Origin of the sequence: Weissella thailandensis, from assembly GCF_001932615.1 — a bacterium.
GTDB classification, from domain to species: domain Bacteria; phylum Bacillota; class Bacilli; order Lactobacillales; family Lactobacillaceae; genus Weissella; species Weissella thailandensis.
Window position 1 is genome coordinate 577,941 of sequence record NZ_CP014332.1, and the last position, 20,450, is coordinate 598,390.

Here is a 20,450-nt window from a genome sequence, read left to right on the forward strand (position 1 = left end):
TATGGCGCTTTTTAATATGAAATGAAGTAGGAGGTGTCGTGGATGTGTACAAGTATTTTTCAAGTTGCGCGTGATGGCGTGCATATTTTATCACGAACGATGGATTGGCCACGTTTAGAAAATTCACCAATGTTTGTACCAAGAAAATATCAGTGGCATTCATCATTTAATCGTCATTTGATGCAAAATAAATATGCGTTTATTGGTGGGGGAGAATTAAGTAATAAACGTACGGATGTCGCTGACGGCGTTAATGAGTATGGGTTGTGCGCACAAAAATTGACCTTTGGGAATGGGGCTCATTTTGTAGATGAAATTGATGATGATAAAGTACAAATTGCACCTTTTGAATTTGTATTTTGGCTTTTAGGGAATTTTAAATCAATTGCTGATATTACTGAGCACATCGCCGACATACAATTAATGTCTGAAAAAAATAGCGTTATTAAGTATGGTAATCCTGAACTACACTATGCAGTTACTGATCCGACTGGAGCAGTTGTGGTCATTGAGCCAACCGAATGGCCAATGAAAATTGTCCCTAATCCATTGGGAATAGTGACTAACAGTCCTTATTTTGAGCGCCAAATTCAGCAGTTGGAAAAATATGTTGATTTTAAGCCGGGATTCAAAGCTGGTACAATCCCCGTCAATTCAACGAAAGTAACGACTGGTAATCTTTCAGGTAAGGCAACACCACCGGGATCTTATTCACCTGGTGCGCGCTTTTTAAGAGCCGCTTATTTAAAAGAACGTGCTGACCAGCCCGCTGACGAAGACGAGGCGATTATCACTAGTTGGCATTTGTTAGACAGCGTGACTGTACCACAAAACTTAACCCATCAACAAACATTTTCAGTTTATCGGGCAGCTACAGTAGCTGAGAGTCGTAGTTATTATTTCCAATCCTATCATCAAGGAGAAATGTCTAAACTTCAATTGACGGATGATATGTTAATGTCTACGGAGGCAATTGTTTACGATCTGCCAGACAAATTAACGGTCAATCAGTTGAATTAATTAACAACCCCAAAAAGCTCAGTGAAATTCTAAGATGAGCTTTTTTATTTTGTGCGCTGACATTGTTTGTACGCTGTAATCGATTGCTGAAAAATGGTATACTTTTAATTATGAGAATATTAGTGAATACAGTGAATGAAACACAAAAATTAGCTGCCAAGTTGGCAAAAAATGTGGCTGCTGGAGACACAATTCTATTATCAGGGGACTTAGGAGCAGGTAAGACTACTTTTACACAAGGATTTGCAAAAGAACTAGGAATTAAGAGGCCAGTTAAAAGTCCAACATTTACTTTGGTACGTGAATATCAAACATCAGAATTTCCTTTATATCATTTAGATGTTTATCGTCTTGGTGAAGAAGGAAATGCCGAAGATTTAGGATTATCTGAGTATTTTGGTGGCGATGCAGTTGCCTTAGTTGAATGGTCACAATATATTAAACCTGATTTGCCCGATGATGTGTTGAAAATTTCGTTTGAAAGGGTCGCTAGCCAAGAAACTCAACGGTTAATTACGATAACAGCAACTGGTAAGCAATCAACACGATTATTAGCTGCAATGGAGGAATAATGGAGATATTTGTACGGCCTGCTGATAGACAGGATGCAGTAAAACTAATGGGACTGTTATTTCAATTACAAGATGAGTCTAGTACATTTATGCTTGAACAAGATCCTGAAACGATTGAAGTGGCAGATGAAGCTGATAATATTGATATTTTGCAGACGACAACAAATAATATTATGTTAGTGGCCGCTACTGATGAGGGGCAGCTTGTTGGGTTAGCTTCGGCTGCCGCCAAGGCTAAGCAGCCAAGAGTTGCTGAAGTTGGTGTTGCCGTGTTAAATGAGTATCAAGGAAATGGTTTGGCACAAGCAATGATGGCTGAAATATTAGATTGGGCGACGACTTTTAGTTCGGTAAACCAATTAGTGTTAACTGTGCAAACAATCAACGAGGTTGCCATCCATATTTATGAGAAGCTTGGCTTTAAGCGAATACCAGAATCCGAAAGTGAAGTTTTGAATAGCAATCATGACTTGGTACCAGCTTTTGACATGTCATGGATAGTAAATGATTGACGAGGTGTACATATGAATTTTGTGGCGATGGATTTTGAAACTGCAAGTGCCAAACGATACAGTGCGGTATCGCTTGGCTTGGCAGTTGTGCGTGATAATAAACTTGTAGACGAATTTTATACATTAATTAAACCGGATAGTTTTTTTGACAAACGTAATACTCGGATTCATGGCATAACTGAGGCGGATGTTCTTGATGCACCCACTTTTCCAGAAGTTTGGGAACAGGTGCAGCAATTTTACACGCCTAATCAGTTAGTCATTGCCCATAATGCATCCTTCGATAATGGTGTTTTGCGTGAAACACTGACGCATTACGGAATTGGCGTGCCACATTATTTATCTTTAGATACTGTACGTACATCGCGAAAGCTTTATCCAGAATTACCAAATCATAAATTGAATACGGTATCAGCAGCGTTAGGAATTGATTTGCAGCATCATCATAATGCACTTGATGATACAGTAGCGGCAGCTGAAATTTTAGTACGACAAGCCACTGATTTTGGTGTTGAACCGTTGAAACAGTTGGTTAAAGTGATTTAATTAAGGAATTAAAAAATGAAGATGTTGAATGAGATGTTTCCAAGTTACAACATTCAGGCGAATGTTAATTTAGGAAATTATACGAATACCCGTGTTGGTGGACCAGCTGATTGGTGCTTTTGGCCAAAAACACAGCACGAATTGCAACAAGTGGTTCGTTTTGCAAATGAGGCTAATTTACCAATTACTGTGTTAGGAAATGCATCCAATCTAGTGATTACGGATGATGGTCGTCAAGGAGTGGTTATCTTTTTGACAGAAATGCACCAAATTAAAGTTTTTCAAAATAATATTACCGCTGAAGCAGGCGCATGGATAATTGACGTTGCGCAAATGGCTTATGACTATTCACTAACTGGTTTAGAATGGGCTGCAGGAATTCCAGGATCTATCGGTGGCGCTGTTTTTATGAATGCAGGCGCATACGGCGGTCAAATTGACCAGGTCGTACAAAGTGTGGATGTGATTACACCGATGGGCGAAATAAAAACCTATCCAGTCGCTGATTTAGCCTTTGGCTATCGTCATAGTTTAGTACAAGAAACTGGCGATATTATTATCAGTGCAACTTTTGCAATGCAATCCGGTAAACGAGCAGAAATCGGTGGTAAGATGACTGATTTTAACGAACGTCGGGCACAAAAGCAGCCCTTAGAATTTCCATCTTGTGGTTCGGTCTTTAAGCGACCAACAGGATACTTTGCGGGTAAATTAATTATGGATTCTGGCTTACAAGGTTGTCAGATTGGTGGGGCACAAGTCTCTACAAAGCATGCTGGTTTCATTGTTAATCGTGGCCAGGCAACTGGTAGTGACTATGTCAACTTAATTAAGCATATTCAGCATGTCGTGTATGAAAAGTTTTCAGTAAACCTAGAAACTGAAGTTAGGGTACTAGGCAGAAAGTAAGAAAAAGGAGCGTAGGTATGGCTTTACTGCAAACCGTTGTGGGCCTGACATTTTTGGTCGTTTTAGGTAATGTATTAGGCTACTTTCTAAAAAAAGTACCAGTCAGTTTAATCCAAATTGGATTAGGATTATTAGTTGCAATATTTCTAGATGTCGAAATAAAACTTGATACAGAATGGTTTTTACTTTTGTTTATCGCACCGTTGCTATATTCGGATGCGTGGCGTTTTCCCAAAAAAGAGCTTTGGGAATTGAGAGGACCAATTTTTGGTAATGCAATCCTGTTAGTATTTATTACCACGATTGTTGGTGGTTTTTTAATTTATTGGATGGTACCACAGTTACCACTTCCCGTCGCATTAGCCATTGCGGCTATTTTATCACCAACTGATCCGGTAGCGGTGTCAGCAATAGCTTCTGAAGCAAAGTTACCACCTTCAATTATGCATTTAGTCGCTGGCGAAAGTTTGATTAATGATGCCAGTGGGTTGGTCGGGTTTAAATTTGCTGTTGCAGCTGCAACAGCTGGTACATTTTCACTTTGGCAAGCAACAGGTGAGTTCTTTTATGTTTCTATTATGGGAGCTTTAGTTGGAGCCTTAATGGGATTCTTAATTAACGGCATTGGTGATTGGTTGTCATCACATGCTATTAATGATGTTTCTTTACGAGTTGTTATTCAGTTATTTACACCGTTCTTAGTCTACATCACTGCCGAAGAAATCAATGCTTCAGGTGTTATTGCTGTGGTTGTTGCGGCAATTATTTTAAATATTCATACAAAGCATGATGTTGACTACACTGGTGAATTACACGTGGTTGGTATTAATACGTGGAATGTTTTTGGGTACTTACTGAACGGATACATATTTGTTATCTTAGGAATTGAATTCCCATTAGCAACGCATATCGGGAAAGTTATCCCACTGCCGATGGCCATTTTGTATTCAGTAATTACTTGGTTTATTATCTTTGGGATTCGTGTTATTTGGACGTATGTCACGCAATGGGTACGTTTGAAAAACCACAAGCATGAAACAGCTTCATGGCGAGTGGCAATTACCTCAGGATTAACTGGTGTTCGTGGTGCCGTAACGATGGCCGGAGTTTTATCCGTGCCACTTGTTACCGATAGTGGGGAGCCTTTCCCACAACGAGCATTGATGCTGTTTATTGCAGCAATCACAATTATTCTGTCTCTGGTCGCTGCCATTGTATTATTGCCGATAGTTGGAGGCACAAAGAAAACGCAGGTACCACCTGGTACTAAAAAAGCTAAAGCGAAAGTCGCACAGCACATGTCAGAGCCACGTGCGCGGGTCTATGTTCTACAGTCAGCTGTACGAGAAATTGAAGCACGTCGACGTGAATCAAATCAAATTGTCATTTATGAAATTATAAGACGATATCAAATTGAAATTCGGCAGTTACAATTGCAATTTATGAAAACGGATAAACTCAGTCCAATTTTGGATGCTGAAATGGCATTACGTCAAATTGGTCTTGAAGCAGAACGTAGCGCCATTCAGGGGTTGTTAGTTGACGAACGAATTACGCCATTAGTATTTGCTAGTGAAGGACGTCGTATTGATCGATCAGAATCTGAGCTGGATGATTTGGTTACCCATGATCGCGCAAAGCGAACTTGGCGTCAGATTCGACGTTTCTTGTTAAGTTTTGGTCGCATGATTCGTGTGTGGTTAAGTGATACTTCGTCAGATGCTCTTTTGACTGAATATGAATTGGCAAGACATGAAGCTGCCAAAGAGGCAATTGCAGCAATTTCAAAATACATTAGTACTGATGAAGCCCAAGATTCGCATCTCGATCAAACTGCAGCGTATAATTTAATTATTATGTATCGTTCACGCTTAGAACGGGAACGTCATGGTGGTAATGGTGTGCAGAGTGAAGAAGACCTAAAGTTAGAGTTAGAGCTAGTTGGGTTAAATGCACAGCGTGATGCAGTGCAACATCTAACAGAAGCGCATTTTATTTCGAATACAACAAGTAGGAACATTCGACAAAACATTAACTTTACGGAAGCAGGAAAGTTGACTAATTTGGAAGAATAGGAGTTTGTATGAATTTTGATATCGATACATTATTAAAAAATATAAACATTGTCCGTATTATTGATGTCATCATTGTGTGGTGGGTGCTATATCGATTAATGATGTTGATTCGTGGTACCAAGGCAGTAACTTTACTGCGTGGTGTTGGAATTGTTATCATAGTGAAGGTTGTTAGTTGGTACTTCGGTTTAGCTACAATTTCATGGGTAACAGACCAAATTATTAATTGGGGAGTTATCGCGCTGGTTATTGTTTTTCAGCCCGAAATTCGACGTGGATTAGAACATCTTGGTCGCTCGGGTTTGTTCAGGCAAAAACAGGCTTATCAATCCGAGAAGCGTTTAGTTAATGAATTGGATGATGCGATTCAATATATGTCTAAACGACGAATTGGTGCTTTAATCTCAATTGAGATGGAGACGGGATTGGAAGAATATATTGAAACTGGTATACCGATTGATGCTGAAGTTTCAAGCCAACTATTGATCAATACTTTTATTCCGAATACGCCCTTGCATGATGGGGCGGTTATTTTAAAGGATAATCGTTTAGCGACTGCGGCCGCTTATTTACCACTGTCAGATAGCGCCACGATTCCTAAAGAACTTGGAACGCGTCATCGTGCATCAGTGGGAATTTCAGAGGTAACCGACGCCTTGACAATCGTTGTGTCTGAAGAAACGGGTGCGGTATCAATTACTAGAAATTCAGAGTTAATGCAGTCATTATCGCGTGAAGATTATCGCAAATATTTGACTCGTCAACTCGTTACATCAGATGAGACGGCTGATCAATCTTGGTGGACACAATTACGATCATTCTTAAAACGAGGAGATAAGTAATATGAAACGACGTACTGATAAAATCGTGTATAGTCTGTTGACATTAGTTGTCGCCGTCTTTATGTCTGCATATACTGATTCGCAATCAACGGCCTCTAATCGTCGCTCTAATGATGATACTAGCCAACTATCTACTATTGGTAAAATAACATCATCTCAGTCTGAAACGGTTAGTGTTCCTATTCAATTTTCAGGAATTAACACGGATGATTACTATATTAGTGGTGCACCAGATAATGTTGCTGTGACAATAAGTGGACCGTCAGCGTTAGTGACAGCTGCTAAAAATACGAAGAACTTTCAAGTATCAGCAAACTTAAAGAACTTATCAGATGGTACGCATACAGTTAGCCTTAAAGTTACCGGTTTAAATAAGGATTTGACGTATAAGCTCAAAACACCTAAGGTAACATTGACCATGTATAAGCGAACTTCTTCATATTATTCAGTGAAAACTAATTATAATAAGGATGCTATTGCTGACGGTTATACAGTCGGCACAGTTACTTCATCAGTGAACAACGTGCAAATTATGGGACGCCAAGCAGCAATTAATGCAGTGGATAATGTTGTGGCTGATGTACAATTGAAGCGAGATACCAAGAAGACCGTCAGACAAAAGGTAACGCTACAAGCAGTCGATGTTAATGGTAATCCAGTTGATGTCGCTGTGTCACCTCAGGTAACGACAGTTAAGGTCCCAGTCAAAACAGGTAATGGTACAAGACAAATACCATTGGACCTAAAGACGAAAAATGGTAATGCTTCAGAGTTTTCATTGTCTGGATCCATTAATGAAGTCGCCGTACAAGGGAATACTGATGTATTAGACAAGATTAAGAATGTCGAGGCTGTTGTAGACTTATCAGGAGTAACGACAACAACAGAAAAAGATGTCACGATTAAAGTGCCAGATGGTGCCGAAAGTGTCGATCCAAAAACAGTATCGGTGGTTATAACGCCGAAGGAGTAGAAAGAGAAATATGGTTGAATTACATTATTTTGGAACTGATGGCGTGCGGGGCATTGCCAATAAAGAATTGACGCCTGAGTTAGCATTTCGTCTAGGACGCATGGGTGGTGCAGTATTAACACGCCATGCCGTTGATCACCGGCCACGAGTGCTTGTTGGACGTGATACAAGAATGTCAGGACCATTATTGGAACATGCATTGATTTCTGGCTTACTCTCTGTTGGTATTGAGATTCAACGGTTAGATGTGATTTCCACACCAGGTGTTGCTTATTTGGTTCGTGCACAAAAAGCTGATGCTGGTGCGCAAATTACGGCGTCACACAATCCAGCAGCGGATAATGGTATTAAGTTTTTTGGTTCTGATGGTATGAAGTTATCGGATGAACTAGAAGCTGAAATTGAAGCCTTGCTTGATGCACCAGAAGATACGCTACCACGTCCAGCAGCTGAAGGATTGGGAACGATTTCTGACTTTAAAGAAGGAACAGCCAAATACTTAGAATACTTGCAGACAACAATTCCAAGTAGTTTAGATGGTATGAAATTGGCTATTGATGCTGCTAACGGTGCGACGTCAGGCTTGGTAGCTAACCTATTTGCCGACATGGGAGCGGACTTTGAGACAATGGGTACATCACCAGATGGTGTGAACATTAATCAAAATGTTGGGTCAACGCATCCAGAGGCATTGGCTGACTTTGTGCTTGAGAATGAAGCGCAAGTTGGTCTAGCTTTTGACGGTGATGGTGATCGTTTGATTGCCGTAGATGAAAAAGGACAAATTATTGATGGTGATCAAATTATGTTTATCGTCGGTAAATATATGTCGTTACACGGTCGTTTGAAGCAAGACACTATTGTAACGACTGTGATGTCTAACATCGGTATGTACAAAGCAATGTCAGAAAATGGTCTTAATTCTGTGAAAACTGCAGTGGGAGACCGCTATGTTGTTGAAGAAATGATTAAGTCTGGATACAATTTAGGTGGTGAACAATCTGGACATGTTGTCTTCTTGGATTGGGCCACGACTGGTGATGGGATGTTAACAGCGTTACAGTTGTTACACGTGATGCAAGAAACGGACAAACCATTATCTGAACTAGCTGCAGAAATGACGGTCTACCCACAAAAGCTTGTGAATGTGAAAGTTAAGGAGAAGAAGGCAGCATTATCAAATGAGTCAATCAAGCAAATTATTGCTGAAGTTGAAGCCGAAATGGGAAATGAAGGTCGCGTACTGGTTCGCCCATCAGGTACACAAGACTTACTACGAGTTATGGCCGAAGCACCAACTCGTGAAACTGTTGATGAATATGTTGATCGCATCGTCGCGGTTGTTGAACAAGAGGCTGGTGTTGATTAATGTCAGCAGATTTTCAAACGTTAGATATTATTGAAGAAATTACACGCAATGATGGGTCAACGTATAAGGAAATTGGTAACCTGTTGCACAACGGTCAAGCTGAGTATGCTGTTGAAGAGGGTATGATCAAGAAAGTTCGCATTTTAAAAATTAACATACCGCATTCCAAGAATGTCGAAAGTTACGAAAAATTTGTTAATGATAACTTTGAAATACCTGCAAACATTGCGATTTCAAAATATACTGAATGGCAACGGACACCAGAGATGGATGCTGTTGTTGAAAAGATTTTAGCTGAAAATAAAGTGAGCTAACTTTAAGAACCATGAAATACGATTACATCTTGAAATTATCAAGTGTCATGATTGTATTTCATGGTTCTTTTTTTGTTTAGTCAGTAGTTAAGGCATTCTTTATTGTTGACATACCATTATACGTCATATAACATAATAGTATACAGTATATAATATAAGGGAATAAGGCGAATGCCCTTGAATATTCAAGTACCATGCTTTTTCCGTTATAAACAGAAATTTGTTATTATAGGTAGTAAGCAATTTTGTGAAAGGTTGACCAGTAATGAATATCGGATTATTTACAGATACCTATGCACCTCAAGTTTCTGGTGTTGTATCATCAATTCAGACACTCCGACAACAACTAATAAACCGTGGACATCGGGTATATATTTTTACATCAACTGACCCTAATGTCCCCAAAGAAGTTTTAGAACCCGATGTTTATCGTTTTCCAAGCTTTCCGTTTATAGGGTTTAAAGATCGTCGGTTATCATATCGTGGCGCAATTCAAGCAATTCAGTTAGCTAAAAAACTTGAGCTTGATATTGTGCATACACAAACAGAGTTTTCATTAGGGTTAATGGGGAAATTAGTCGCTAGACAATTAAAAATACCCGTTGTGCATACTTTTCATACAAATTATGAAGATTATTTACATTATGTTGCTAATGGTAAGATTATTCGACCAGCTAGTGTGGCAGTGATTGCACGTAGTTACATGGCTGGTATGACTGGTGTCATTGCGCCATCTCGGCAAACATTTGATACGTTAACAAAATATAAAGTTTCTGCACCCATTGAGATTATCCCCACTGGTGTCAATGTGCAGCATAATGAGCAAGAGGATAAAAGTACTTATTTACGTGAAAAATTGGGCTTAGATAGTGAAACCCCTGTTGTTTTATCATTAGGACGAGTTGCTTTTGAAAAAAACATTGATACGGCATTGACTGTATTTGCTGAGGCGTTAGATCAAGTCCCCGATGCGATGTTTGTGATTGTTGGTGATGGACCAGCAATGTCTGCCTTAAAGGACCATGTGCGTTCGTTAGAAATTGCCGACCATGTCATTTTTACTGGAGAAGTGGACCATCAAGAAGTATATGGTTATTACAAATTAGCGGATGTTTTCTTATCAGCTTCTGTATCAGAAACGCAAGGATTAACTTTTATTGAGGCAATGACAGCTAATACACCAGTTGTTGCTATGCGTAGTCCGTATTTAGAAACGGTTGTCCTGGACGAAAATATTGGTTCACTTGCCGATGACAGCTATGATTTATTAGCACCACTAGCCATGTATTTAAATGCAAAGAAACAGCAACAGGTTATTGGCAATCCAACAACGCGACAGAAAGTATTGCATGACATTGATCAAGTAACTTTTGGACAACGAGTGTTAGATTTTTACTCTGAGGCATTAGTTGTGTACCATGAAGAGGAGGATATGGAAGAGGCTGATAGTAATGATTTTGAGTATGCAAAATCATTTTTGTCTAGACCTCCTTTCCATAAAAATGAAAAATGATTCGAATCACAATGTTCTCTGCGGCTGAAACTGTCCCTGGTCAAGGAGTAGGATCTGCTTATCGGGAACTAGTTAACTTATTAACTGATAGGTTTCCAGACAAGTTTGATTTAAAATTTAATAGCTTATCAAGGACTGATATTAGTCACTATCACACCATCAATTTTGGGTTCTTTTTAAATACCTTTTTACCAGGGAGAGGTACAAAAATTGGCTATGTGCATTTTTTACCAGAAACCTTGGAGGAGTCCATTAATTTGTGGTCACCAATTAAAAAGATCTTTTATTGGTATGTGATGACATTTTATAAGCGGATGGATCAAATTGTGGTAGTGAATCCAGTATTTATTGATAAATTAGTTGCGCTAGGTGTTGCTAAAGAAAAAATTACTTTTATTCCTAATTTTGTCTCAAAGGATGAATTCTTTCCTGTACCGGATAATCAAAAGGCAGGTATTCGTCAAAAATTATCTTTACCGGAAGATTCATTTATTGTTTTAGGGGTTGGACAAGTACAAGTTCGCAAAGGGGTGTTGGATTTTATTCAACTAGCCAAAGATAATCCAAAATGGACATTTGTTTGGGTTGGCGGTTTCTCCTTTGGGGCAATCACAGCTGGTTATGAAGAATTAAAAAAAGTTGTTGATAATCCACCAAAAAATTTAACTTTTCCAGGCATAGTAGATAGAGACCTGATGAACGACTATTATAATGCTGCAGATGTTTTCCTGTTACCAAGTTATACAGAGTTATTCCCCATGTCTGCTTTAGAGGCATTCAGTACAGGAACACCAACAATTTTACGCGACTTGGACTTATACCGTGCCATTATTGATGGGTACTATTTGCCAGCCAATGATAGGGCGGGCATGCAGACCCAGCTTGATCAGTTAGCAACTGATCAAGAATTACAACATCAGGTTGCTAAACAGTCATTAGCCGCCTCTGAATATTATTCAGCAACACATGTTTCTAGAATTTGGGAAGATTATTATATAAATCAGGTTCATGAAAAAACTGACGGAGGACATGAATGACAAGGCGAAACGGCATTGTATTTGTTCTGATGATGGTGGCTGGTATCGCTATATTTGCTTGGTCCTTTCGGGATATCAGTATGGACCAACTGATGCAAGACCTACGCGGTACTAATTGGTGGTGGCTCTTAGTTGCATTACTAGCCATGGTTATTTATTTATTGCTGGAATCAATTGTTGTGAAGGTTTTTGTTGATGATTCTAATGAGAAGTTATCATGGCCTGATGCAATTCGGGTTCCTTTGGTTGAACAGTTTGGGAATGGTATCACACCATTTGCAGCAGGTGGTCAACCCATGCAATTAATTACGCTTATACAGGCGGGGATAGATCCTGGACGAGCAGGGTCAATTTTATTGATGAAATTTGTTGTTTACCAAGCAATGATTGTCATTAATTTCTTTATTGCCATTATCGTTGGCTATCAATTTATTGCTGATAAGCTAAAGGCATGGTCTTTATTTGTTATTTTAGGATTTATTATTCACTTGATTGTAATTATTGCGTTATTATTAGCCATGTATTGGCCAGGACTAACTAGAATGCTTGTTAAACTAGTATTTAAGCCGATTAAATGGATTAAACCGACAAAGGCAGTGCAATGGCAACAAATTGTGGATGAAAAGATTAAGAACTTTCATTCTGAAAGTATTAGAATGAGTCATGATTGGGGGGCGTTAGTTAAATCTTTTGTTTTGACATTGATACAATTAATGTTCTATTACTTGATTCCGTATTTCATTCTATTAGCTTTAGGTGTGTCACATGTTAATATCATTTTAGTGATGTCGCTACATGTATTAATTGTTATGGTGATTTCTTTGTTTCCAATTCCTGGTGGTACAGGTGGGGCTGAAATCGGATTTTCAATGCTATTTTCAACTTTTTTGCCCAACGCAGGTTTATTAGTCTGTGCGATGGCATTGTGGCGTATTATTACCTATTATTTAGGAATGTTTGCTGGTATTATAGCCTTTAATATCAAATCTAAACAGCGAGGTTAGAAGTATGTTGGCGGAAAATGATTTAAATAAAATTGTGCGAAGAATTCAGGCCATGCGGCGTGATGATCGAACAACCGTTCAACAACGTGATTTTAGTGTGTTTGGTGTTCCTGTTGTGACCGTGTTGTATGATTCTGTATCAGGTATCTTCGCACTAGAAACAACGGAAAGAAAACAGCGTCGTTTTGCTTTTGATGATGTTGATTTGTTAGCAATTGACATTTATGAAGCATTGGTTGAATTCAAAGAATCGTTCTAATAAACCATAAGATATGTTTATGGTGTTTTTTATACAATGTTAGGTTGTTAACCATAATTTGGTTATTTGTATTCAACATAAGAGACAGTTAAAAAATATTTGGAGAGAATAAAATGCAACGAGTTATGTTAGCCATTAAGAAAAAATGGCCAGATTTCAACGATACCGTTGGCTTCTTCTTGCTATCTGTATTCTTAGTATGGCTAAAAACATACTGGGCATATAAGACAAGCCTTTCTTTAGGTGTTAGTGGCACCTTGCAAGAATTTATCTTAATCATTAATCCACTACCAACAGCGATTATACTATTGAGTATTGCCCTGTATTTTAGAGGTAAATTGGCCTACTGGCTAATGGTTCTGATAAATTTGATCCAGTCAATTTGGCTGTTTGCTAATATGCTGTATTATCGAGAATTTTCAGACTTTTTGTCATTAAATATCATTAATTCCGGTGGTTCAGTTGATAATAACTTGGGTAAATCAATCACAGGTATTATTAGCCCATTTGACTTTTTAGTATTCTTGGATATTATTATTCTGGTATTACTATTAGTTTTCAAACGAATTAAGTTTGATAAAAAGGTTGTTCAAAAGCGGTTTGCTGCTTTGATGACAATCTTTGGAATTGTGTTGATGCTTGTCGGCTATGGTATATCAAGTAAAGATCGTTCAGGTTTATTGACAAGAACATTTGATAATAATTATATTGTTAAGTATCTTGGCTTAAATGAATATGCAGCATATAATGTTTTCAAAACGAAACAAACTGCGGACATCAAAAAAGATGCGTCCGCTGATGACCTTAACAAAATCAAGGATTATCTGAAGGACAATAAGACCTTACAAAATTCAACTTACTTTGGTAAGGAAAAAGGGAAGAATGTGATTGTCTTCCATCTAGAGTCATTTCAACAATTTTTGTTAGATTATAAAGTTGATGATGTAGAGGTTACGCCTAATTTGAATAAGTTCTATCATGATCAGAGTACATTGTCATTTGATAATTTTTACAACCAAGTTGGTCAGGGTAAGACAGCTGATGCGGAAATGATGCTTGAAAATGGGTTGTTCGGTACAGCATCGGGTTCTGCGATGGTCAATTATGGAACATCTAACACTTATCAAGCGGTACCAGCTATCTTAGATCAACAAGGTTATACATCGGCAGCGTTCCATGGGGATGTCGCTTCTTTCTGGAACCGTGATAATTCTTATAAGTCTTGGGGATACGATTACTTCTTTAGTAAGCCATATTATAAAAATGCAAATAATTCAGATTATAATATTGGATATGGTATGAAGGACAAGATCTTCTTAAAAGACTCTGCCAAGTATTTAGAACAATTACCACAGCCATTTTATTCAAAGGTCATTACGGTCACAAATCATTATCCATATGACTTAGATAGCAAAAATGCGTCTATCGCTAAAACAAAGACGAACGATAAGACCGTGGATGGCTATGTACAAACGGCTCGTTATTTGGACCAATCCTTTGGTGAATTCTTAAGTTGGCTCAAAAAATCTGGTCTTTATGATAATTCAATGTTGGTTCTATATGGTGATCATTATGGTATTTCAGAAAATCACAAATCGGCAATTGCAAAGTTAACTGGTAAGAAGAGCGTTTCAAGCTATGACTTAGCTAATTGGCAAAAGGTACCATTCATGGTTCATGCGCCAGGCTTGAAGGGTGGCATTAACCATACTTATGGTGGTGAAATTGATGTTATGCCAACATTATTGCATCTGTTAGGTGTTTCAACTGATAAAAATATTCAGTTTGGACAGGACTTGTTAGCAACAAATCGTCGTCAGATAGTACCATTTAGAAATGGTGATTGGGTTTCTGCTGAATTTATGAAGTATGGTGGTAGTTATTATGTAACAACCACTGGTACAAAGATTAATCCAAAAGAAGATCCCCGTGCGAAAGATATTATCGATGACACACAGAAATACGTGGATAAGATGTTGACGTATTCAGATAATGTACAAACAGGTGATCTGTTACGTTTCTATAAGCCTGATGGCTTTAAGAAAGTTAATAGTAAAGATTATTCATATCAAAAAGCTAATGGACTGAAGCAGCTAAAGAAGGCTAATAAGAATAGTGATACATCAGCTAAATCAAAAAATGATAATCAAACAACATTAAAAGATTATATAACTGATGCGCCAGAACTAGGTGGTAAACCACAAACTATCCAGGAAGCATCATCTAGCCAAGATGATGAAAATGAAGATAGTGATAGTAGCTCGTCATCTGATACTGATGAAAATCAATAATTTTTTGAATCACTAGTTGTTAATAAATTTAAAACGATAAGCTCACTGTAACTTACCCTTGTAATGGGGTACTTACAGTGAGCTTTTTAATGTTCGCTAAAAAGATGATAAAACTTGTTGTTGACGAACGTTCATTTCTAAGGTATATTATATGAGCGGTCGAAAAACCGACATTGTACAAATTATTGATGATAAGAAAGTTGTTGACTTTTAAAAATCATGTCTGTATAATAAATTAAGTTGTCGACAGGACAACAACTGTTGATCATTGAAAACTGAATATCGTTTCGATGAAACAAATGTGTAGGGTCATCAAGTAATTTACTTGATACAAAACATTTGTGAAGTCAATTCACTAATAAATTCGTTTAACTTCTGTTAAACAAATAACAACAAATTGAGTTATACTCAAACTTTTAAAATGAGAGTTTGATCCTGGCTCAGGATGAACGCTGGCGGCGTGCCTAATACATGCAAGTCGAACGCTTTGTTTTTAATTGATCTGACGAGCTTGCTCTGATTTGATTTTATCTGACAAAGAGTGGCGAACGGGTGAGTAACACGTGGGTAACCTACCTCTTAGCAGGGGATAACATTTGGAAACAAGTGCTAATACCGTATAATACTAACAACCGCATGGTTGTTAATTGAAAGATGGGTCTGCTATCACTAAGAGATGGACCCGCGGTGCATTAGCTAGTTGGTAAGGTAATGGCTTACCAAGGCGATGATGCGTAGCCGAGTTGAGAGACTGATCGGCCACAATGGGACTGAGACACGGCCCATACTCCTACGGGAGGCAGCAGTAGGGAATCTTCCACAATGGGCGCAAGCCTGATGGAGCAACGCCGCGTGTGTGATGAAGGGTTTCGGCTCGTAAAACACTGTTATAAGAGAAGAACGACATTGAGAGTAACTGTTCAGTGTGTGACGGTATCTTATCAGAAAGGAACGGCTAAATACGTGCCAGCAGCCGCGGTAATACGTATGTTCCAAGCGTTATCCGGATTTATTGGGCGTAAAGCGAGCGCAGACGGTTATTTAAGTCTGAAGTGAAAGCCCTCAGCTCAACTGAGGAAGGGCTTTGGAAACTGGATAACTTGAGTGCAGTAGAGGAAAGTGGAACTCCATGTGTAGCGGTGAAATGCGTAGATATATGGAAGAACACCGGTGGCGAAAGCGGCTTTCTGGACTGTAACTGACGTTGAGGCTCGAAAGTGTGGGTAGCAAACAGGATTAGATACCCTGGTAGTCCACACCGTAAACGATGAGTGCTAGATGTTCGAGGGTTTCCGCCCTTGAGTGTCGCAGCTAACGCATTAAGCACTCCGCCTGGGGAGTACGACCGCAAGGTTGAAACTCAAAGGAATTGACGGGGACCCGCACAAGCGGTGGAGCATGTGGTTTAATTCGAAGCAACGCGAAGAACCTTACCAGGTCTTGACATCCCTTGCAAATCCTAGAAATAGGACGTTCCCTTCGGGGACAAGGTGACAGGTGGTGCATGGTTGTCGTCAGCTCGTGTCGTGAGATGTTGGGTTAAGTCCCGCAACGAGCGCAACCCTTATTATTAGTTGCCAGCATTTAGTTGGGCACTCTAGTGAGACTGCCGGTGACAAACCGGAGGAAGGTGGGGATGACGTCAAATCATCATGCCCCTTATGACCTGGGCTACACACGTGCTACAATGGCATATACAACGAGTCGCTAACCCGCGAGGGTACGCTAATCTCTTAAAGTATGTCTCAGTTCGGATTGTAGGCTGCAACTCGCCTACATGAAGTCGGAATCGCTAGTAATCGCGGATCAGCACGCCGCGGTGAATACGTTCCCGGGTCTTGTACACACCGCCCGTCACACCATGAGAGTTTGTAACACCCAAAGCCGGTGCGGTAACCTTTTAGGAGCCAACCGTCTAAGGTGGGACAGATGATTAGGGTGAAGTCGTAACAAGGTAGCCGTAGGAGAACCTGCGGCTGGATCACCTCCTTTCTAAGGAAAATCGGAATCCTACACATTCGTCGAAACGATATTTAGTTTTGAGTGGTTAACACTCAGCATTAGTTCTTTGAAAACTGAATCATAATTGTAAATTTTTAAATTCATTTAAATTGATTTTTATCAATTAAATTGAGCCGAAAAAATACACCGCGTAATTTTTTGAGTTTTTTAAATAAGTTTAAAATCGCTTGTGACCATTGAGTCACAATACTCAAACGAAATCATCAACGTAAGTTGATCGGTTAAGTTATTAAGGGCGCATGGTGAATGCCTTGGCACTAGGAGCCGATGAAGGACGGGACTAACACCGATATGCCTCGGGGAGCTGTAAGTAAGCTTTGATCCGGGAATTTCCGAATGGGGGAACCCAACTTGTTATGCAAGTTATCGTTTTAATGAATACATAGTTAAACGATGGTAGACGTTGTGAACTGAAACATCTCATTAGCAACAGGAGAATAAAGAAAAATCGATTCCGTCAGTAGCGGCGAGCGAACACGGAGAAGCCCAAACCAGAGTGCTTGCACTCTGGGGTTGTAGGACTACCGTTGTGGAGTTACAAATTTGTTTATTAGCAGAATCAGCTGGGAAGCTGAGCGACACTGGGTGATAGCCCCGTATGCGAAAGTAAGCAAACTCCCGTGTAGGATCCTGAGTACGGCTGGACACGTGAAATCCAGTTGGAAGCTGCGAGGACCATCTCGTAAGGCTAAATACTCCCTAGTGACCGATAGTGAACCAGTACCGTGAGGGAAAGGTGAAAAGCACCCCGGAAGGGGAGTGAAAAAGTTCCTGAAACCATGTGCCTACAACAAGTTAGAGCCCGTTAATGGGTGATAGCGTGCCTTTTGTAGAATGAACCGGCGAGTTACGATAACATGCAAGGTTAAGGTGGAAAGACCGGAGCCGTAGCGAAAGCGAGTCTGAAATGGGCGACTGAGTATGTTGTTGTAGACCCGAAACCAGGTGACCTACCCATGTCCAGGGTGAAGGTGTGGTAAAACGCACTGGAGGCCCGAACCCATACATGTTGAAAAATGTTGGGATGAGGTGTGGGTAGCGGTGAAATTCCAATCGAACTTGGAGATAGCTGGTTCTCTCCGAAATAGCTTTAGGGCTAGCCTCGGAAGAAAGCGTGTTGGAGGTAGAGCACTGTTTTGGTGCGGGGCCCATCTCGGGTTACTAAACTAAGATAAACTCCGAATGCCAATCACGTATGTCCGGGAGTCAGACAGTGAGTGATAAGATCCATTGTCGAAAGGGGAACAGCCCAGATCGTCAGTTAAGGTCCCTAAGTGTGTGTTAAGTGGAAAAGGATGTGAAGTTGCATAGACAACTAGGATGTTGGCTCAGAAGCAGCCACCATTTAAAGAGTGCGTAATAGCTCACTAGTCGAGTGATTTTGCGCCGAAAATGTACCGGGGCTAAACACACCACCGAAACTACGGGTGCCACGTAAGTGGCGCGATAGGAGAGCGTTCTAAGCGCAATGAAGTCAGACCGTGAGGACTGGTGGAGCGCTTAGAAGTGAGAATGCCGGTATGAGTAGCGAAAGACAGGTGAGAATCCTGTCCACCATATGACTAAGGTTTCCTGGGGAAGGCTCGTCCTCCCAGGGTTAGTCGGGACCTAAGGCGAGGCCGAAAGGCGTAGTCGATGGCTAACAGGTTGAGATTCCTGTACCAGGTGAACATGTTTGAACGATGGAGGGACGCAGAAGGCTAACGGATCCCAGCTGCTGGAAATGCTGGGCCAAGCAATGAGTCTTAGTGTGAGTTAAATGCTTGCACTTATACGGACAAGTTGTGATGGGGACCGAAATAAAGTAGGGAAGTCTGTGATGTCACGCTGCCGAGAAAAGCTTCTAGTTAGTGTTTACCTGCCCGTACCGCAAACCGACACAGGTAGTCGAGGAGAGCATCCTAAGGTGAGCGAGTGAACTCTCGTTAAGGAACTCGGCAAAATGACCCCGTAACTTCGGGAGAAGGGGTGCTCAGCGCAAGCTGAGCCGCAGTGAATAGGCCCAGGCGACTGTTTATCAAAAACACAGGTTTCTGCAAAATCGTAAGATGACGTATAGGGGCTGACACCTGCCCGGTGCTGGAAGGTTAAAAGGAGTACTTAGTTTCGACGAAGGTACGAATTGAAGCCCCAGTAAACGGCGGCCGTAACTATAACGGTCCTAAGGTAGCGAAATTCCTTGTCGGGTAAGTTCCGACCCGCACGAAAGGTGTAACGATCTGGGCGCTGTCTCAACGAGAGACTCGGTGAAATTTAAAGACCCGTGAAGATGCGGGTTACCCGCGACAGGACGGAAAGACCCCATGGAGCTTTACTGTAGCTTGATATTGAGTGTTTGTGCAGCTTGTACAGCATAGGTAGGAGCCGTAGAAATCGGGACGCTAGTTTCGATGGAGGCAAACGTGGGATACTACCCTCGTTGTATGAACACTCTAACTCACACCACTAAGCGTGGTGGAAGACAGTGTCTGGCAGGCAGTTTGACTGGGGCGGTCGCCTCCCAAAAAGTAACGGAGGCGCCCAAAGGTTCCCTCAGAATGGTTGGAAATCATTCGCAGAGTGTAAAGGCACAAGGGAGCTTGACTGTGAGACTTACCAGTCGAGCAGGTACGAAAGTAGGGCTTAGTGATCCGGTGGTTCCGCATGGAAGGGCCATCGCTCAACGGACAAAAGCTACCCTGGGGATAACAGGCTTATCTCCCCCAAGAGTCCACATCGACGGGGAGGTTTGGCACCTCGATGTCGGCTCATCGCATCCTGGGGCTGTAGTCGGTCCCAAGGGTTGGGCTGTTCGCCCATTAAAGCGGTACGCGAGCTGGGTTCAGAACGTCGTGAGACAGTTCGGTCCCTATCCGTCGCGGGCGTAGGAAATTTGAGAGGAGCTGCCCTTAGTACGAGAGGACCGGGGTGGACGTACCACTGGTGTATCAGTTGTTCCGCCAGGAGCATCGCTGAGTAGCTATGTACGGATGAGATAAACGCTGAAAGCATCTAAGTGTGAAACTCGCCTCGAGATGAGATTTCCCATTCAGAAATGAAGTAAGACCCCTCAGAGATGATGAGGTAGATAGGCTAGAAGTGGACGTGTGGTGACACATGGAGCGGACTAGTACTAATGGTTCGAGGACTTAACCAAGTAGCAAGTGGTGTAAGGCAAGAAAAAATAAGCAATTATGATTCAGTTTTGAGGGA

Annotated in this window: 15 protein-coding genes and 2 rRNA genes; all 17 read left to right on the top strand. The window is 40.7% G+C overall.

What is annotated here, in order from left to right; translation table 11 throughout:
- The first annotated feature begins 42 nt into the window (after window positions 1-42).
- The 17 genes from FOL01_RS02840 (at window position 43) to FOL01_RS02920 (ending at window position 20,394) form a co-directional block, all read left to right on the top strand.
- Window positions 43-1,020: a linear amide C-N hydrolase gene (locus FOL01_RS02840; protein WP_075269243.1), complete on the top strand. Its 978-nt coding sequence runs from the start codon at window positions 43-45 to the stop codon at window positions 1,018-1,020.
- Between the two features lie 110 nt (window positions 1,021-1,130).
- Window positions 1,131-1,592, top strand: coding sequence for a tRNA (adenosine(37)-N6)-threonylcarbamoyltransferase complex ATPase subunit type 1 TsaE (tsaE, locus tag FOL01_RS02845; protein ID WP_075269245.1), 462 nt, complete (start codon window positions 1,131-1,133; stop codon window positions 1,590-1,592).
- Window positions 1,592-2,104 (top strand): GNAT family N-acetyltransferase, encoded by a 513-nt coding sequence (locus FOL01_RS02850; protein WP_083603412.1) that lies wholly within the window; start codon window positions 1,592-1,594, stop codon window positions 2,102-2,104. The genes tsaE and FOL01_RS02850 overlap by 1 nt, the downstream gene beginning before the upstream one ends.
- 12 nt (window positions 2,105-2,116) lie before the next feature.
- A complete protein-coding gene (locus tag FOL01_RS02855; protein ID WP_075269247.1) occupies window positions 2,117-2,650 on the top strand; it encodes a 3'-5' exonuclease in 534 nt (177 codons plus the stop codon).
- Window positions 2,651-2,665: 15 nt separating this feature from the next.
- A complete protein-coding gene (gene murB / locus FOL01_RS02860; protein ID WP_075269248.1) occupies window positions 2,666-3,559 on the top strand; it encodes a UDP-N-acetylmuramate dehydrogenase in 894 nt (297 codons plus the stop codon).
- A gap of 17 nt (window positions 3,560-3,576) precedes the next feature.
- Window positions 3,577-5,634 (top strand): Na+/H+ antiporter, encoded by a 2,058-nt coding sequence (locus FOL01_RS02865; RefSeq protein WP_075269249.1) that lies wholly within the window; start codon window positions 3,577-3,579, stop codon window positions 5,632-5,634.
- 8 nt (window positions 5,635-5,642) lie between these two features.
- Entirely contained in the window at window positions 5,643-6,476 is an 834-nt protein-coding gene (gene cdaA, locus FOL01_RS02870; protein WP_075269250.1) for a diadenylate cyclase CdaA, read from the top strand.
- A 1-nt stretch (window position 6,477) separates the two neighbouring features.
- Window positions 6,478-7,449, top strand: a complete 972-nt coding sequence (locus FOL01_RS02875) for a CdaR family protein (protein ID WP_075269251.1) — start codon at window positions 6,478-6,480, stop codon at window positions 7,447-7,449.
- A gap of 10 nt (window positions 7,450-7,459) precedes the next feature.
- Window positions 7,460-8,818, top strand: a complete 1,359-nt coding sequence (gene glmM, locus FOL01_RS02880; protein WP_075269252.1) for a phosphoglucosamine mutase — start codon at window positions 7,460-7,462, stop codon at window positions 8,816-8,818.
- Entirely contained in the window at window positions 8,818-9,132 is a 315-nt protein-coding gene (locus FOL01_RS02885) for a hypothetical protein (protein ID WP_075269253.1), read from the top strand. Before glmM ends, FOL01_RS02885 begins: the two co-directional genes overlap by 1 nt.
- Before the next feature lie 265 nt (window positions 9,133-9,397).
- Window positions 9,398-10,645 carry a glycosyltransferase family 4 protein gene (locus tag FOL01_RS02890; protein ID WP_075269254.1) on the top strand — a complete coding sequence of 416 codons (1,248 nt, stop codon included), beginning with the start codon at window positions 9,398-9,400 and terminating at the stop codon, window positions 10,643-10,645.
- Window positions 10,642-11,682, top strand: coding sequence for a glycosyltransferase family 4 protein (locus FOL01_RS02895; RefSeq protein WP_075269255.1), 1,041 nt, complete (start codon window positions 10,642-10,644; stop codon window positions 11,680-11,682). Before FOL01_RS02890 ends, FOL01_RS02895 begins: the two co-directional genes overlap by 4 nt.
- Window positions 11,679-12,686: a lysylphosphatidylglycerol synthase transmembrane domain-containing protein gene (locus FOL01_RS02900; RefSeq protein WP_075269256.1), complete on the top strand. Its 1,008-nt coding sequence runs from the start codon at window positions 11,679-11,681 to the stop codon at window positions 12,684-12,686. Before FOL01_RS02895 ends, FOL01_RS02900 begins: the two co-directional genes overlap by 4 nt.
- A 4-nt stretch (window positions 12,687-12,690) precedes the next feature.
- Entirely contained in the window at window positions 12,691-12,945 is a 255-nt protein-coding gene (locus tag FOL01_RS02905) for a DUF1797 family protein (protein ID WP_075269257.1), read from the top strand.
- A gap of 113 nt (window positions 12,946-13,058) precedes the next feature.
- Complete coding sequence (locus FOL01_RS02910) at window positions 13,059-15,236, top strand: LTA synthase family protein (protein WP_075269258.1); 2,178 nt, start codon at window positions 13,059-13,061, stop codon at window positions 15,234-15,236.
- Between the two features lie 417 nt (window positions 15,237-15,653).
- Window positions 15,654-17,228: ribosomal RNA gene (locus FOL01_RS02915) — 16S ribosomal RNA — on the top strand.
- 249 nt (window positions 17,229-17,477) lie between these two features.
- Window positions 17,478-20,394, top strand: a 23S ribosomal RNA gene (locus FOL01_RS02920).
- The 16S and 23S rRNA genes sit together here, the layout of an rRNA operon.
- The last annotated feature ends 56 nt before the right edge of the window (window positions 20,395-20,450 follow it).

What these genes read in the sequence shown, in the direction of transcription:
- tsaE (WP_075269245.1), top strand. Translation starts at nt 1,131, where the DNA reads ATGAGAATATTAGTGAATACAGTGAATGAAACACAAAAATTAGCTGCC.
- FOL01_RS02895 (WP_075269255.1), top strand. Translation starts at nt 10,642, where the DNA reads ATGATTCGAATCACAATGTTCTCTGCGGCTGAAACTGTCCCTGGTCAA.
- FOL01_RS02855 (WP_075269247.1), top strand. Translation starts at nt 2,117, where the DNA reads ATGAATTTTGTGGCGATGGATTTTGAAACTGCAAGTGCCAAACGATAC.
- murB (WP_075269248.1), top strand. Translation starts at nt 2,666, where the DNA reads ATGAAGATGTTGAATGAGATGTTTCCAAGTTACAACATTCAGGCGAAT.
- FOL01_RS02910 (WP_075269258.1), top strand. Translation starts at nt 13,059, where the DNA reads ATGCAACGAGTTATGTTAGCCATTAAGAAAAAATGGCCAGATTTCAAC.
- FOL01_RS02905 (WP_075269257.1), top strand. Translation starts at nt 12,691, where the DNA reads ATGTTGGCGGAAAATGATTTAAATAAAATTGTGCGAAGAATTCAGGCC.
- glmM (WP_075269252.1), top strand. Translation starts at nt 7,460, where the DNA reads ATGGTTGAATTACATTATTTTGGAACTGATGGCGTGCGGGGCATTGCC.
- FOL01_RS02840 (WP_075269243.1), top strand. Translation starts at nt 43, where the DNA reads ATGTGTACAAGTATTTTTCAAGTTGCGCGTGATGGCGTGCATATTTTA.
- FOL01_RS02850 (WP_083603412.1), top strand. Translation starts at nt 1,592, where the DNA reads ATGGAGATATTTGTACGGCCTGCTGATAGACAGGATGCAGTAAAACTA.
- cdaA (WP_075269250.1), top strand. Translation starts at nt 5,643, where the DNA reads ATGAATTTTGATATCGATACATTATTAAAAAATATAAACATTGTCCGT.
- FOL01_RS02885 (WP_075269253.1), top strand. Translation starts at nt 8,818, where the DNA reads ATGTCAGCAGATTTTCAAACGTTAGATATTATTGAAGAAATTACACGC.
- FOL01_RS02890 (WP_075269254.1), top strand. Translation starts at nt 9,398, where the DNA reads ATGAATATCGGATTATTTACAGATACCTATGCACCTCAAGTTTCTGGT.
- FOL01_RS02865 (WP_075269249.1), top strand. Translation starts at nt 3,577, where the DNA reads ATGGCTTTACTGCAAACCGTTGTGGGCCTGACATTTTTGGTCGTTTTA.
- FOL01_RS02900 (WP_075269256.1), top strand. Translation starts at nt 11,679, where the DNA reads ATGACAAGGCGAAACGGCATTGTATTTGTTCTGATGATGGTGGCTGGT.
- FOL01_RS02875 (WP_075269251.1), top strand. Translation starts at nt 6,478, where the DNA reads ATGAAACGACGTACTGATAAAATCGTGTATAGTCTGTTGACATTAGTT.